Origin of the sequence: Pseudomonas extremaustralis, assembly GCF_900102035.1 — a bacterium.
Lineage (GTDB): Bacteria > Pseudomonadota > Gammaproteobacteria > Pseudomonadales > Pseudomonadaceae > Aquipseudomonas > Aquipseudomonas extremaustralis.
The window spans coordinates 3,920,407-3,934,924 of the sequence record NZ_LT629689.1 but is presented as its reverse complement, the minus strand read 5'-3'; the positions used below and the strand labels follow the sequence as shown (position 1 = coordinate 3,934,924).

The 14,518-nt window shown below is 59.1% G+C and carries 15 protein-coding genes; 12 read left to right on the top strand and 3 right to left on the bottom strand.

The genetic code is table 11. The features are described 5' to 3' along the window. The first annotated feature begins 39 nt into the window (after positions 1-39). The 3 genes from BLR63_RS18185 (at position 40) to zapE (ending at position 3,223) form a co-directional block, all read left to right on the top strand. Positions 40-669, top strand: coding sequence for an alpha/beta hydrolase (locus tag BLR63_RS18185; protein ID WP_042947930.1), 630 nt, complete (start codon positions 40-42; stop codon positions 667-669). Positions 670-693: 24 nt separating this feature from the next. Then, positions 694-2,049 (top strand): tryptophan--tRNA ligase, encoded by a 1,356-nt coding sequence (locus BLR63_RS18180; RefSeq protein ID WP_010568044.1) that lies wholly within the window; start codon positions 694-696, stop codon positions 2,047-2,049. Positions 2,050-2,128: 79 nt separating this feature from the next. Next, entirely contained in the window at positions 2,129-3,223 is a 1,095-nt protein-coding gene (gene zapE, locus BLR63_RS18175) for a cell division protein ZapE (RefSeq protein WP_010568043.1), read from the top strand. Positions 3,224-3,264: 41 nt separating this feature from the next. Here the strand turns inward: zapE and BLR63_RS18170 are convergent, their stop codons facing one another. Next, positions 3,265-4,185 (bottom strand): GlxA family transcriptional regulator, encoded by a 921-nt coding sequence (locus BLR63_RS18170; RefSeq protein WP_193384754.1) that lies wholly within the window; start codon positions 4,183-4,185, stop codon positions 3,265-3,267. Positions 4,186-4,404: 219 nt separating this feature from the next. Here BLR63_RS18170 and BLR63_RS18165 point away from each other — a divergent pair, with 219 nt between their 5' ends. Then, a complete protein-coding gene (locus BLR63_RS18165; RefSeq protein WP_010568041.1) occupies positions 4,405-5,541 on the top strand; it encodes an acyl-CoA dehydrogenase family protein in 1,137 nt (378 codons plus the stop codon). A gap of 107 nt (positions 5,542-5,648) precedes the next feature. On the opposite strand, the gene BLR63_RS18160 is transcribed toward BLR63_RS18165, so the two are convergent. Beyond that, on the bottom strand, positions 5,649-6,689 hold the full coding sequence (locus tag BLR63_RS18160; RefSeq protein ID WP_010568040.1) for an NADP(H)-dependent aldo-keto reductase: 1,041 nt from the start codon (positions 6,687-6,689) through the stop codon (positions 5,649-5,651). Positions 6,690-6,937: 248 nt separating this feature from the next. Here BLR63_RS18160 and rplM point away from each other — a divergent pair, with 248 nt between their 5' ends. The 7 genes from rplM (at position 6,938) to BLR63_RS18125 (ending at position 11,827) form a co-directional block, all read left to right on the top strand. Next, positions 6,938-7,366: a 50S ribosomal protein L13 gene (gene rplM, locus BLR63_RS18155; protein ID WP_010568039.1), complete on the top strand. Its 429-nt coding sequence runs from the start codon at positions 6,938-6,940 to the stop codon at positions 7,364-7,366. Between the two features lie 14 nt (positions 7,367-7,380). Further along, positions 7,381-7,773: a 30S ribosomal protein S9 gene (gene rpsI, locus BLR63_RS18150; protein ID WP_003171743.1), complete on the top strand. Its 393-nt coding sequence runs from the start codon at positions 7,381-7,383 to the stop codon at positions 7,771-7,773. A gap of 266 nt (positions 7,774-8,039) precedes the next feature. Continuing rightward, positions 8,040-8,633 carry a ubiquinol-cytochrome c reductase iron-sulfur subunit gene (gene petA / locus BLR63_RS18145; protein ID WP_010568032.1) on the top strand — a complete coding sequence of 198 codons (594 nt, stop codon included), beginning with the start codon at positions 8,040-8,042 and terminating at the stop codon, positions 8,631-8,633. Then, positions 8,633-9,844, top strand: a complete 1,212-nt coding sequence (locus BLR63_RS18140; protein WP_003171746.1) for a cytochrome b — start codon at positions 8,633-8,635, stop codon at positions 9,842-9,844. The genes petA and BLR63_RS18140 overlap by 1 nt, the downstream gene beginning before the upstream one ends. Beyond that, a complete protein-coding gene (locus tag BLR63_RS18135; RefSeq protein ID WP_010568031.1) occupies positions 9,844-10,623 on the top strand; it encodes a cytochrome c1 in 780 nt (259 codons plus the stop codon). The genes BLR63_RS18140 and BLR63_RS18135 overlap by 1 nt, the downstream gene beginning before the upstream one ends. A 149-nt stretch (positions 10,624-10,772) precedes the next feature. Continuing rightward, a complete protein-coding gene (locus BLR63_RS18130; protein WP_010568030.1) occupies positions 10,773-11,390 on the top strand; it encodes a glutathione S-transferase N-terminal domain-containing protein in 618 nt (205 codons plus the stop codon). A 17-nt stretch (positions 11,391-11,407) separates the two neighbouring features. Next, entirely contained in the window at positions 11,408-11,827 is a 420-nt protein-coding gene (locus BLR63_RS18125; RefSeq protein ID WP_010568029.1) for a ClpXP protease specificity-enhancing factor, read from the top strand. 62 nt (positions 11,828-11,889) lie between these two features. On the opposite strand, the gene BLR63_RS18120 is transcribed toward BLR63_RS18125, so the two are convergent. Further along, complete coding sequence (locus tag BLR63_RS18120) at positions 11,890-13,479, bottom strand: glucan 1,4-alpha-maltotetraohydrolase domain-containing protein (protein ID WP_010568028.1); 1,590 nt, start codon at positions 13,477-13,479, stop codon at positions 11,890-11,892. A 265-nt stretch (positions 13,480-13,744) separates the two neighbouring features. Here BLR63_RS18120 and BLR63_RS18115 point away from each other — a divergent pair, with 265 nt between their 5' ends. Further along, a complete protein-coding gene (locus tag BLR63_RS18115; protein ID WP_010568027.1) occupies positions 13,745-14,494 on the top strand; it encodes a FadR/GntR family transcriptional regulator in 750 nt (249 codons plus the stop codon). Positions 14,495-14,518: the final 24 nt, after the last annotated feature.

Sequence of the window (14,518 nt, the reverse complement as noted above, 5' to 3'; positions counted from 1 at the left end):
GTCGACCCTTTGAGAGGTCACGGAGTTCATTCCTTGCTCATGCGTGAAACCCCTGTTTTGATCGATGGCCCGGTAGGCCAATTGGAAGCCCTGTACCTGGATCAGCCCGAGCCACGTGGCCTGGCGCTGATCTGCCACCCCAACCCGGTACAGGGTGGGACCATGCTCAATAAAGTCGTCTCGACCCTGCAACGCACCGCCCGCGATGCCGGTTTGATTACTTTGCGATTCAATTACCGTGGCGTCGGCGCCAGCGCCGGAACCCACGACATGGCCAGCGGGGAAGTGGACGACGCCGAAGCGGCCGCCACCTGGCTGCGGGAAAAACACCCGGACCTGCCGATGACCTTGCTCGGTTTTTCCTTTGGTGGCTATGTCGCCGCCAGCCTCGGCGGCCGCCTGGAAGCCAAGGGCGAAAAGCTCGCGCACCTGTTCATGGTCGCCGCTGCGGTGATGCGCCTGGGCGATACCGACCTCTTGCCCCAGAACTGCCCGCTGACCCTGATCCAGCCGGAAACCGACGAAGTGGTCGACCCCCAGACTGTCTACAACTGGTCCGCCGCCCTCAAACGCCCCCATGAGCTGCTGAAAGTGGCAGAATGCGGACACTTTTTTCATGGCAAGCTGACCGATCTGAAGGATCTGGTACTGCCGCGCCTCTCGAATTGACAGCAGTCTGACAAGCGATTACCCATGACGACTCGTACCCGTATCCTCACCGGCATCACCACCACCGGCACGCCGCACCTGGGCAATTACGCCGGCGCGATCCGCCCGGCGATCCTTGCCAGCCAGGACGCCAATGCCGACTCCTTCTACTTCCTGGCCGACTACCACGCCCTGATCAAGTGCGATGACCCGCAGCGCATCCAGCGCTCGCGCATGGAAATCGCCGCGACCTGGCTGGCCGGTGGCCTGGATGTGAACCGAGTGACGTTCTATCGCCAGTCGGACATCCCGGAGATCCCCGAGCTGACCTGGCTGCTGACGTGTGTTGCCGCCAAGGGCCTGCTCAACCGCGCCCACGCCTACAAGGCGTCGGTGGACAAGAACGTGGAAAACGGCGAAGACCCGGATGCGGGCATCACCATGGGCCTGTACAGCTACCCGGTGCTGATGGCGGCGGACATCCTGATGTTCAACGCGCACAAGGTGCCGGTGGGCCGCGACCAGATCCAGCACGTGGAAATGGCCCGCGACATCGGCCAGCGCTTCAACCATCTGTTTGGCAACGGTAAAGAATTCTTCACCATGCCCGAGGCGCTGATCGAAGAAAGCGTCGCCACCTTGCCGGGCCTGGACGGCCGCAAGATGTCCAAGAGCTACGACAACACCATCCCGTTGTTCACCAGCGCCAAGGACATGAAAGACGCAATCTCGCGCATCGTCACCGATTCCCGCGCGCCCGGCGAAGCCAAGGACCCGGACAATTCGCATCTGTTCACCCTGTACCAGGCCTTTGCCAGCAAGGCCCAGGAAGCGGAATTCCGCGCCGAGCTGCTGCAAGGCCTGGGTTGGGGCGAGGCGAAGAACCGCCTGTTCCAGCTGTTGGACGGCCAGTTGGGTGAAGCCCGCGAGCGCTATCACCAATTGATGTCGCGCCCGGCGGACATGGAAGACCTGCTGCTGATCGGCGCCCAAAAAGCCCGCGCCGTGGCCGCGCCGTTCCTGGCCGAGCTGCGTGAGGCGGTGGGCCTGCGTTCGTTCGTCAACCAGGCTGCGGCGCCGGTCGCCACCAAGAAGAAAGCCGCCAAAGCCGCGCGCTTCGTGAGCTTTCGCGAAGACGACGGCAGCTTCCGCTTCCGCCTGCTGGCGGCCGATGGCGAGCAATTGCTGCTGTCGCGCCACTTTGCCGATGGCAAGGCGGCGGGCGCGGTGACCAAGCAATTGCAAAGCGGCGATGCGCTGGATGTGCGCACCGAGGCGCTGAGCTTCAGTATTTGGCTCAACGGTGCTGCGGTGGCCGACAGTGCCGAGTTCGCCGACAGCGCGTCCCGCGATGCCGCCATCGACGCTTTGCGCGCTGCGTTGACCCCCCTCGAGGATTAACCCGACCAAGGGTTGATTGCCATTATCCGGGGCCGTCGTTACAGTGACGGCCCGTTTTTGTTGCCTTGCTAACGAAATTATGACGCCCCTAGAACGATATCAAGCTGATCTGAAACGCCCTGAATTCTTCCATGATGCGGCCCAGGAAACGGCGGTGCGTCATTTGCAGCGCCTGTACGACGACCTGATCGCGGCCTCGCAAAGCAAGCCAGGGATGCTCGGCAAGCTGTTTGGCAAGAAAGACCGCACGCCGGTCAAGGGCCTGTACTTCTGGGGCGGCGTCGGCCGCGGTAAAACCTATCTGGTCGACACCTTCTTCGAAGCGCTGCCGTTCAAGGAAAAGGTCCGTACGCACTTCCACCGCTTCATGAAGCGTGTGCACGAAGAAATGAAGACCTTGCCGGGCGAGAAAAACCCGCTGACCATCATCGCCAAGCGCTTCGCCACAGAAGCGCGGGTGATCTGCTTCGATGAGTTCTTCGTCTCTGACATCACCGACGCCATGATCCTCGGCACCCTGATGGAAGAGCTGTTCAAGAACGGCGTGACCCTGGTCGCCACCTCGAACATCGTGCCCGACGGCTTGTACAAGGACGGCCTGCAACGCGCGCGTTTCCTGCCGGCCATTGCGCTGATCAAGCAGAACACCGAAATCGTCAACGTCGACAGCGGCGTCGATTACCGCCTGCGGCACCTGGAGCAAGCGGAGTTGTTCCACTACCCGCTCAACGATGCGGCGCAAGAAAGCCTGCGCAAAAGCTTCCGCGCCCTTACGCCGGAATGCACCCAGGCGGTGGAAAACGACAAGTTGATCATCGAAAACCGCCAAATCATTGCGCTGCGTACTTGCGATGACGTGGCCTGGTTCGACTTCCGCGAACTGTGCGACGGCCCGCGCAGCCAGAACGACTACATCGAACTGGGCAAGATTTTCCACGCAGTGATCTTGAGCGGCGTGGAGCAGATGAGCGTCACCACCGACGACATCGCGCGCCGTTTCATCAACATGGTCGACGAGTTCTATGACCGTAACGTCAAGTTGATCATTTCGGCGGAAGTCGAGCTCAAGGACCTCTACACCGGCGGTCGCTTGAACTTCGAGTTCCAACGCACCCTGAGTCGCTTGTTGGAAATGCAATCCCACGAGTTCCTGTCGCGGGCGCACAAACCCTAAGCAAAAAGTGTGGGAGGGGGCTTGCCCCCTCCCACATTTGATTACGCGGCCTGCTGGAATTGCTGGCGGTACTGGTTCGGTGACAGCTCGGTGTGCTGCCTGAACAACCGCGCAAAGAAGCTCGCGTCGTCGTAACCCACCTCGTAACTGATGGTCTTGATGCTCTTGCGACTGCCCGAGAGCAGGCCTTTTGCCGTCTCGATACGCAAGCGTTGCAGGTAATGCAGCGGCTTGTCGCCAGTGGCGGTCTGAAAGCGGCGCATGAAGTTACGGATGCTCATGCCGTGCTCCCGGGCGACATCCTCGAAGCGGAACTTGTCGGCAAAGTGTTCTTCGAGCCAATGCTGGATCTGCAGGATGATCACATCCTGGTGCAGCTTCTGGCCGCCAAAACCGATGCGTCCGGGCGAATAATTGCGCTGCACTTCGTAGAGAATGTCGCGGGCCACGGCCTGGGCGATGTTGGCGCCGCAGAAGCGTTCGATCAGATAGATATAGAGGTCGCACGCCGAAGTGGTGCCGCCGGCGCAATACAGGTTGTCGGCGTCGGTGAGGTGCTTGTCCTGGTTGAGCTGAACCTTGGGAAAGCGCTCGCTGAAGGTATTGAAGAAGCGCCAGTAGGTGGTCGCCTCCTTGCCATCGAGCAAGCCAGCCTCGGCCAGCCAGAATACGCCAGTGGCTTCGCCGCAGAGTACGGCGCCACGCGCGTGTTGTTCGCGCAGCCACGGCATCACCTGCGGGTAGCGGATGCACAGGGTGTCGAAGTCATCCCAGAAGGCCGGTAGCACGATGATGTCGGCGTCTTCCAGGCCGGCGTCCACCGGCATGATCACATTACTGAAGCTGCGCACCGGTTGCCCGTCAGGGCTGACCAGGCGCGTTTCGAAGGCCGGGGTCAGGCCCAGGCCTTGCTGTTTGCCGTAACGCAGGCTGGCGAGGTGGAAGAAATCCTTGGCTTGCATGAGGGTGGACGCGAATACCCGATCAATGGCCAAAATGCTGACGCGCCGCAAGGGCGTGGAGATTTGGTTAGACATAATTTCATTTATTCTTATAGGGGAAAGTGGTCACCAGACGGCTGGATCGTCTTATTTTTTGTCGCATGTGTCCAGTGTCCCGTGACGCCTTCGCGGCATAGGCTCTGTGGTTCGTCTTTGTCCGACAATCCACGCAGGTGACCCATGATTCCCAGAACCTTGTTCAGCCCGGAGCACGAACTCTTCCGCGAGAGCGTGCGCACTTTCCTTGAAAAAGACGCCGTACCATTCCATGGGCAATGGGAGAAGCAGGGTTATATCGACCGTGAGTTGTGGAACAAGGCAGGCGAGGCGGGGATGCTGTGCTCCCATCTGCCGGAGGAATACGGCGGCCTGGGCGCGGACTTTCTCTACAGCGCGGTGGTGATCGAGGAGATCAGTCGCCTGGGGCTCACGGGTATCGGTTTCTCGCTGCATTCGGACATTGTCGCGCCGTACATCCTGCATTACGGCAGTGAAGCGCTGAAACACAAGTACTTGCCGCAGTTGATCTCCGGCGAGCGGGTCACGGCCATCGCCATGACCGAGCCGGGCGCCGGGTCCGACCTGCAAGGGGTCAAGACCACCGCTGTGCTGGATGGTGATGAGTATGTGATCAACGGCTCCAAGACGTTCATCACCAACGGTTTCCTCGCCGACCTGGTGATCGTGGTGGCCAAGACCGACCCCAAGGCCGGTGCGAAGGGCACCAGCCTGTTTCTGGTGGAGGCCGACACGCCGGGCTTCGACAAGGGCAAACGCCTGGAGAAGGTCGGCATGAAGGCCCAGGACACGTCGGAGTTGTTCTTTCAGGACGTGCGCGTACCCAAGGAAAACCTGCTGGGCCAGGCCGGCATGGGCTTCGCCTACTTGATGCAGGAGCTGCCTCAAGAGCGCTTGACCGTGGCGATTGGCGCACTGGCGTCAGCCGAGGCGGCGCTGCAATGGACCCTCGACTACACCCGTGAGCGCAAAGCCTTCGGCAAGGCGATCGCTGACTTTCAGAACACTCGCTTCAAGCTGGCGGAAATGGCCACCGAGATTCAGATCGGACGTGTGTTCGTCGATAAATGCATGGCGCTGCACCTGGAGGGCAAGCTCGATGTGCCCACTGCCGCGATGGCCAAATACTGGGCCACGGACCTGCAGTGCAAGGTGCTCGACGAGTGCGTGCAGTTGCACGGCGGCTACGGCTTCATGTGGGAATACCCGATCGCCCGCGCTTGGGCGGACGCGCGGGTGCAGCGGATTTATGCGGGCACCAACGAAATCATGAAGGAGATCATTGCGCGGGCGCTTTGATGGTGTGGCGTCGCTGAGCCCCAGCGGGAGCAAGCCCCCACATTTGGATTTGTGAACACGGTCAAATGTGGCAGGGGGCTTGCTCCCGATGGTGGGCTAAAGGTTAATCAAGGTGCCGGATTCGGATGATCCTTCTGAATAGCCTCAATCCCTTCCAAGACTTCTTTGGACAGTTTCAGGTCAGCGCTGGCAATGTTGCTATCCAGTTGCTCCAGCGTCGTCGCCCCAATGATGTTGCTGGTCACGAATGGCTGTTGCGTCACGAACGCCAGGGCCATCTGCGCCGGATCCAGGCCATGCTCCCGCGCCAGGGCCACGTAACGGCTGCATGCCGCTTCTGATTGCGGGTTGAAGTAACGACTGAAACGGCTATACAGGCTCAAGCGACCTTTGGCCGGACGCGCGCCGCCTTCGTACTTGCCGCTGAGCATGCCGAACGCCAGGGGCGAGTAGGCCAGCAGGCCGCATTGTTCGCGGATGGCGACTTCGGCCAGGCCCACTTCAAAGCTGCGGTTGAGCAGGTTGTAGGGGTTCTGGATCGACACCGCACGGGGCCAGCCACGGGCTTCGGCCAGGGCGAGGAACTTCATGGCGCCCCATGGGGTTTCGTTGGACAGGCCGATATGGCGGATTTTGCCGGCCTTGACCTGTTCGTCCAGGGCTTCGAGGGTTTCCTCGAACGGGGTGAGGTTGTCTTCGTCCTTGTGCTTGTAGCTCAGTTGGCCGAAGAAGTTGGTGCTGCGCTCAGGCCAGTGCAGTTGATAGAGGTCGATCCAATCGGTTTGCAGGCGCTTGAGGCTGGCATCCAGGGCTTCGACGATGTGCTTGCGGTTGTGGCGCAGGTGACCGTCGCGGATATAGTCGATGGTGTTGCCGGGGCCGGCGATCTTGCTGGCGAGCACCCAGTCGGCCCGGTCGCCGCGGCTTTTGAAGTAATTACCGATATAACGCTCGGTGGTGGCATAGGTGTCGGCCTTGGGCGGTACCGGGTACATTTCCGCCGTGTCGAGGAAGTTGATTCCCGCGGCCTTGGCCCGTTCGATCTGGGCGAAGGCCTCTGCCTCGCTGTTCTGCTCACCCCAGGTCATGGTGCCCAAGGCTATCGCGCTCACGTTCAGATCGGTGCGGCCCAGCTGTCGATAATCCATCGGGTACTCCTTCGGGGAAAACAATCATAAAAGCAGGTTGAATTTTTTTTCGCAATCTGCATAATTGCCCACCTCTTTCTGCAGTGGAAGTGATGCGCCGCCTGCCGAAGAATCTTGCCGTTGAACGGACGCGCTGACCCGAGCCCCCGATAGCGTCTGTATCCGGCTGCCTTTGACTTGTCAAAGTACGCACTATTCAGTAAGATCCGCCGTCTAATTTACAGGGCGGCCCCTGAGGCTATTAAAGAATGACAACTTTTACTGCAAAACCGGAAACAGTTCAGCGCGACTGGTTTGTCGTCGACGCCGCTGGTCAGACTCTGGGTCGTCTGGCCACTGAAGTCGCCAGCCGTCTGCGTGGCAAGCACAAGCCTGAATACACCCCTCACGTTGACACCGGTGACTACATCGTGATCATCAACGCTGAGCAGGTACGTGTTACCGGCAACAAAGCGCAAGACAAAATGTACTACCGTCACTCCGGTTTCCCAGGCGGCATCAAATCTTCCAATTTCGAAGGTCTGATCGCCAAGAAGCCTGAGGCCCCGATTGAAATCGCGGTTAAAGGCATGCTGCCGAAGGGCCCACTGGGTCGCGATATGTTTCGCAAGCTGAAAGTCTATGCGGGCGCTGCTCACCCTCATGCTGCTCAGCAGCCCCAAGAACTGAAGTTTTAACGGAATAGTTCATTATGTCGGCGACTCAAAATTACGGCACTGGCCGTCGCAAAACCGCAACCGCACGCGTTTTCCTGCGTCCGGGCACTGGTAACATCTCGATCAACAACCGCACTCTGGACAATTTCTTCGGCCGCGAAACTGCCCGCATGGTAGTTCGTCAGCCGTTGGAACTGACCGAGACTGTTGAAAAGTTCGACATCTACGTCACCGTTATCGGTGGCGGTGTAAGTGGTCAAGCTGGCGCAATCCGCCACGGCATCACTCGCGCTCTGATGCAGTACGACGAAACCCTGCGTGGCGCTCTGCGCAAAGCTGGCTTCGTGACTCGCGATGCCCGTGAAGTTGAACGTAAGAAAGTCGGTCTGCGTAAAGCGCGTAAGCGTCCGCAGTACTCGAAGCGTTAATTCGCTTTACGTTCCACAAAAACGCCCAGCCTCCTCACGGAGCTGGGCGTTTTTTATTGTCTGCAATTTATGCATTAATTTGAGCGTGACAACTTGCCACATCCGTAGACCCCCTATACTACAAGGCCTGGAGGCGAAGCCCCGGGCAATTCCCTTGTCATACGTGGGGCTTTTCATTACCATTCGGCAAAATTTTTATAAGTTCAGATTTAATACTTAGTAGACGCCTGATTTAACAGGCCAAAAAGCTGATGGGAGAGGACTGAATGAGCAATGACGGCGTGAATGCAGGCCGGCGTCGCTTCTTAGTAGCAGCCACATCCGTTGTGGGTGCTGCAGGAGCGGTGGGGGCCGCGGTCCCGTTCGTGGGGTCATGGTTTCCCAGTGCCAAGGCGAAAGCCGCAGGTGCACCGGTGAAGGTGAATATCAGCAAGATCGAGCCAGGCCAGCAGATGATTGCTGAATGGCGCGGCCAGCCGGTGTTCATTGTTCGTCGTACAGAGGAAATCCTGGGAAATCTGAAAAAGATCGAAGGCCAGTTGTCTGACCCCAAATCTGAGAAATCCGACCAACCCGCTTACGCCAAGAATGAAGTGCGCTCGATCAAGCCAGAGATTCTGCTGCTTGTCGGCCTCTGTACCCACCTGGGATGCTCGCCTACCTTCCGCCCGGAAGTTGCGCCAGTCGATCTGGGCAAGGACTGGGTCGGTGGCTATTTCTGCCCTTGCCACGGTTCCCACTACGATCTCGCGGGCCGCGTCTACAAGTCTCAGCCTGCTCCCTTGAACCTGCCCGTGCCTCCGCATACCTACGAAACTGACGACCTCATTGTCATTGGCCTCGATAAGGAGAACGTGTGATGAGCAAGTTCATGGATTGGGTGGATGCACGCTTCCCCGCCACTAAAATGTGGGAAGACCATCTCAGCAAGTACTACGCGCCGAAGAACTTCAACTTCTTCTACTTTTTCGGCTCCCTGGCCCTGCTGGTGCTGGTCAACCAGATCGTCACCGGTGTCTGGCTGACGATGAGCTATACACCGTCGGCTGAAGAGGCGTTCGCTTCTGTCGAATACATCATGCGTGACGTCGAGTACGGCTCGATCCTGCGCCTGTTGCACTCCACCGGCGCCTCGGCGTTCTTCATCGTCGTCTATCTGCACATGTTCCGTGGCCTGCTCTACGGTTCGTACCAGAAGCCTCGTGAGCTGGTATGGGTCTTCGGCATGCTGATCTACCTGGCGCTGATGGCGGAAGCCTTCATGGGCTATCTGCTGCCGTGGGGCCAGATGTCGTACTGGGGCGCCCAGGTGATCATCTCGCTGTTCGGCGCGATCCCAGTGATCGGCAACGACCTGACCCAGTGGATCCGCGGTGACTACCTGATTTCGGGCATCACCCTGAACCGCTTCTTCGCCTTGCACGTGGTGGCCCTGCCGATCGTTATTCTCGGCCTGGTGGTGTTGCACATCCTGGCGTTGCACGAAGTGGGGTCCAACAACCCCGATGGCGTGGACATCAAGAAGCACAAGGACGAGAACGGCATCCCGCTGGATGGCATTCCGTTCCACCCGTACTACACCGTGAAAGACATCGTCGGTGTCGTCGTGTTCCTGTTCGTGTTCTGTTCGATCGTGTTCTTTTTCCCGGAGATGGGTGGTTATTTCCTGGAGAAACCTAACTTCGAACAGGCCAACGCCTTCAAGACGCCTGAGCACATCGCACCGGTCTGGTACTTCACGCCGTTCTACGCGATCTTGCGGGCGATCCCCGACAAACTCATGGGCGTGATCGCCATGGGTGCGGCCATCGCGGTACTGTTCGTGTTGCCTTGGCTCGATCGAAGCCCGGTCAAGTCCATGCGCTACAAGGGCTGGCTGAGCAAAATCTGGTTGTGGGTGTTCTGCATTGCATTCGTGATCCTGGGCGTTCTGGGCGTATTGGCGCCGACTCCTGAGCGTACGCTGCTGTCGCAGGTCTGCACCTTCCTGTATTTCGCCTACTTCATTCTGATGCCGTTCTACACCCGGCTAGAGAAGACCAAACCGGTTCCGGAAAGGGTGACTGGCTGATGAAAAAATTATTCGTTGCATTGATGCTTGCGGCGCTGCCGCTACTGTCCTTCGCTGCCGAACACGGCGGTCCGGAGTTGGAAAAAGTCGATATCGACGTGTCTGACAAGGCCGCCCTGCAAGATGGCGCGCGTACGTTCAGCAACTACTGCATGGGCTGCCACAGTGCTAAGTTCCAGCGTTATGAACGCGTGGCCGATGACTTGGGCATCCCGCATGAAGTGATGCTCGACAAGCTGGTGTTCACCGGCGCCAAGATTGGCGACCACATGAGCATCGGCATGCAGCCGAACGACGCTAAGGTTTGGTTCGGTGCCGCACCGCCCGACCTGACCCTGGTGGCGCGTGTTCGCGGTACCGACTGGCTCTACAGCTACCTGAAGTCTTTCTATGCCGACCCGACGCGCCCATGGGGTGTGAACAACCGAGTATTCCCGAACGTTGGTATGCCTAACGTTCTGGTCGGACTGCAAGGCAAGCAAGTGGTAGGATGCAAGCAGATCCAGGTCGTTGAAGGCGGCAAGAAGCAATACGATCCGTTGACCGGCACGCCTCTGACTCATGAAGCATGCGATCAACTGAAGATAGACACCCCCGGTGCGCTGACTGGCGAGCAGTTTGACGAGAAGGTCAAGAATCTCGTGACCTTCCTGGCCTACTCGGCCAATCCGGTCAAGCTCCAGCACCAACGCATCGGTACCTATGTGTTGTTGTACCTGGCCTTCTTCTTCGTGTTCGCTTATCTGCTCAAACGCGAATACTGGAAAGATGTGCATTGATCCAACCGTAAGCAATTGCTGTTAATCTTGCGCGCCCAGCGGCATCTCTGAATACGTAGCGATCAGGTAAAACCGGTCGTTACAGGGATGCTCTCTGGGCGCGCTCGTTTTTGAGCTTTCGATAATTTCAACAAGCGAGGAGGACCGCCATGGGCGTGACCAATCGGTTGGCCTGTTACTCCGACCCCGCCGACCACTATTCCCACCGAGTACGCATCGTGCTCGCAGAGAAGGGTGTCAGCGCCGAGATCATCAGTGTGGAGGTGGGTCGTCACCCGCCGAAGCTGATCGAAGTGAACCCTTACGGCAGCTTGCCCACCCTGGTCGATCGTGACCTGGCGTTGTGGGAGTCAACCGTGGTGATGGAATATCTGGATGAGCGTTACCCGCATCCGCCTTTGCTGCCGGTGTACCCGGTGGCGCGTGCCAACAGCCGCCTGCTGATCCATCGGATTCAGCGCGACTGGTGTGGGTTGGTGGACTTGATTCTGGATTCGCGCAGCAAAGAGGCGGCCCGTGTCGTGGCGCGCAAGGAACTGCGCGAGAGCCTGACCGGTGTTTCGCCACTGTTCGCCGACAAGCCTTTTTTCCTCAGCGAGGAACAAAGCCTGGTGGATTGCTGCCTATTGCCCATACTCTGGCGCTTGCCGATTATGGGCATTGAACTGCCGCGGCCGGCCAAGCCGCTGCTTGATTACATGGAGCGCCAGTTTGCGCGTGAGGCTTTCCAGGCGAGTCTGTCTGGTGTCGAACGCGATATGCGCTAAGGCTTAAGGAGCCGCTGATGAACTCCAGTCGACCCTATCTGGTCCGCGCGCTCTATGAGTGGATTGTGGACAACGATTGCACCCCGCACATGCTGGTCAATTCCGAGTTTCCTGCAGTTCAGGTACCGCAGGGTTTTGCCAGTGACGGACAGATTGTGCTGAACGTATCACCCAGCGCCGTGCGTCACCTGCACATGGACAATGAAGCTGTCAGCTTCGAAGGCCGTTTCGGCGGTGTGCCGCATACGCTGTACGTGCCGATTGGTGCCATCCTCGGGATCTACGCCCGGGAAAATGGCCAAGGCATGGTGTTCGATCTGGAGTCGCCTTTCGAGGATGACGAAGCGATCGAGGCTGAAGATGGCGATGATGTGCCACCACCGGATTCCGAACCGCCGCGTCCAAGCGGTCGGCCGAGTTTAAAAGTGGTGAAGTGACACTATGTAGGTCCTCGGACATACGTTGAAAAATGCCTCGGCCTCGCCGGGGCATTTTTTTGTCAAAAGCGACCCACGGATTCGTTGGCAGCCCCTGTAACGAAGCGGTTGTTAGGATCAGCCTGCCAATAAACCTCGTTGATGTCGCTGAGGTTGCGAATCAGACATTTCCACTCGACGCTTTGCTGTGTGGGCCAGACGACGGAGCCGCTCCAGCGATTCGATGCGCTGGGTTGCAGGGCGATGGCGTGGGCGGGGTCCCAGGCGCCCAGTTCCAGAGGGGAACCCACCGCATACACGGCTTGCCCGGGATTCGGTTGTACATTGTCGCAGTGCAGCGTGGTGGTCGTATCGGATGGGGCCTGGCTGGCCTGCCAGACGCGGATGCGCTGGCCGTCCGCGAGCAGGACGGGGGTAAAGCCATCCGGCGCCTTGGCGAGGTCAGAGTCCAGGGCGAGCAACAAACGCTTGCGACTTCCATTGGTGGTTGCCACCAGTCCGGAATAGTGACTCTGGAAGCTGATGGGCGAGTCGGCGCGGATGCCGGCGTCCTTGCGCAGACCGATCAGTGTGCGGATCAGGTCGCCACGGCCCCAGTCATACATGTCAGGCCAATAGACGGTTGGCGTACCGGGGCTCAGCAAAATATAGGTGTAGGCAACATCGCGCATCGGATCGGACAGCGGCCAGTGGTGTTGTCCGCCGTATTGCCCGGGTGAATAGCCGGTGTCGTGATTGTCGACAAAAGTCACGGCCGCCTGTCGCCATGCCGCGTCGGGGTTGCCATTCAGGCCGTGACGCCATTCGGCCACGTTGCCGTTTTGCAGGCGTTCCTTGAGGGCGAAATCGAACACCGCGCAGTGGGAGCGGTCTGACCAGTCCTTGAGGGCATCTTGCCAACTAGCCTGGCTGCGCCAGTCCGTGGCGGGATATTCGTTGGGGCTCTTCCACAGTTCACCGACGCAGAACGCTTGGTCGCCAAAGTTTTTCATCCATATATCCACACGTTCCGGCGCGTAGCCGCGCACAAAATCGAAGCGCAAGCCTTTGGCGCCATAGTTGTCTCGCAGATTCCTGAACTCTTGCATGAAGCGCGACGAGACTTCGGCATTGCCTGTATTAAGGTCGGCTGAACCACTCATGAAAGCGTCACCTTGATCACAGTCGGAGGGGGTTGCGCAGTCATCTCGCCACAGCTTGAGGTGCCTGGGGAAACGTACCTGTTTGCCCGCAAGCTTGTCGTTCATATGGTTGGGCACCACGTCGTAAACGGCCTGCACCCCGGCGTTTGTCAGGGCGGCAACCGCCTGTTTGAGCTGGCCGTCGCTGCCATACTGGCTATTTTTATCGAAATCATTCCAGAAATAGCCTTCGCCACCGCCGGACGTTCCCGAGGTCGGATCGCTCCAGCTGGATTGATCGGTCCAGGCCGGTGGCAGCCAGATTTTGGTGAAGCCATCCTGGCCGATCGTGGGGGCCATCTGCGTCAGCACCTCGTACCACTTTTGCGGGGCGTTGCGGCTGGAGTTCCAGTGGAAACCCTGCAGCAAGATGTCTTCGCCGCCACCATTGCGTACGCTTGGCGGTGCTGCGGGTACGGTGCTTGCCAGCAGCCACGCTGCGGCTGCGCAAATCAGAATCGGGAGTTTCATGTTCGTCACCTGTGTGCCGGTACAGGTGTCACTGTGAGAGCTATCCCATGCGCTGTCTGCTGTGAAAAGTAACAGCTCAAAGAGACCGTTTAGGCACAATCCTCGCTGCTGAAATAACCAAGAGTTATGTGCGAGGTGTCACAGACGATCCTGACGGACCGCTATGAAAGTCGCCGGGTTGCAGATGAAAGTGCTTCCGAACGGTGATCGTACAACCGCCATGAGCTATGATGCCCCCTCAGTTCACCGAGAAAGATGACCCCACATGGAAAACGCCAACACCGCCCCTCGTCTTCCCCGCAAGCGTCGTAGTCTTGCCCAGGAATTGGTCACGGTGTTGTCCGAGCAGATCCGCGACGGCCAGCTCAAGCGTGGGGACAAGCTCCCGACCGAATCGGCGATCATGGACGCCCATGGCGTCAGCCGCACGGTGGTGCGTGAGGCCATCTCGCGTCTGCAGGCGGCGGGGCAGGTGGAAACCCGCCATGGTATCGGCACCTTTGTGCTGGACACCCCAAGCCCGAGCGGCTTTCGCATCGACCCGGCCACGGTCGTGACCTTGCGCGATGTGCTGGCCATCCTTGAGTTGCGTATCAGCCTTGAGGTGGAGTCCGCCGGCCTGGCCGCATTACGCCGTAGCGACGAGCAACTGGCGGCCATGCGCGCGGCGCTCGATGCGTTGAATGAAAGCGCAGCGCATGCTGGCGATGCGGTGGCGTCGGATTTCGCGTTCCATCTGGAAATTGCGCTGTCCACCGGCAACCGCTACTTCACCGACATCATGACTCACCTGGGTACCAGCATCATTCCTCGAACCCGCCTGAACTCGGCGCGCCTGGCCCATGACGACCAGCATCACTACATGAACCGCCTGAGTCGCGAGCACGAAGAGATTTATGAGGCTATTGCCCGCCAGGATTCGGATGCGGCGCGAGCGGCCATGCGCTTGCACCTGACCAACAGTCGCGAACGGCTGCGTCATGCCCATGAAGAGGCAGAGGCGCAGCGCGGCTAGGCCCTTACCCATTTAGGAGCGAGC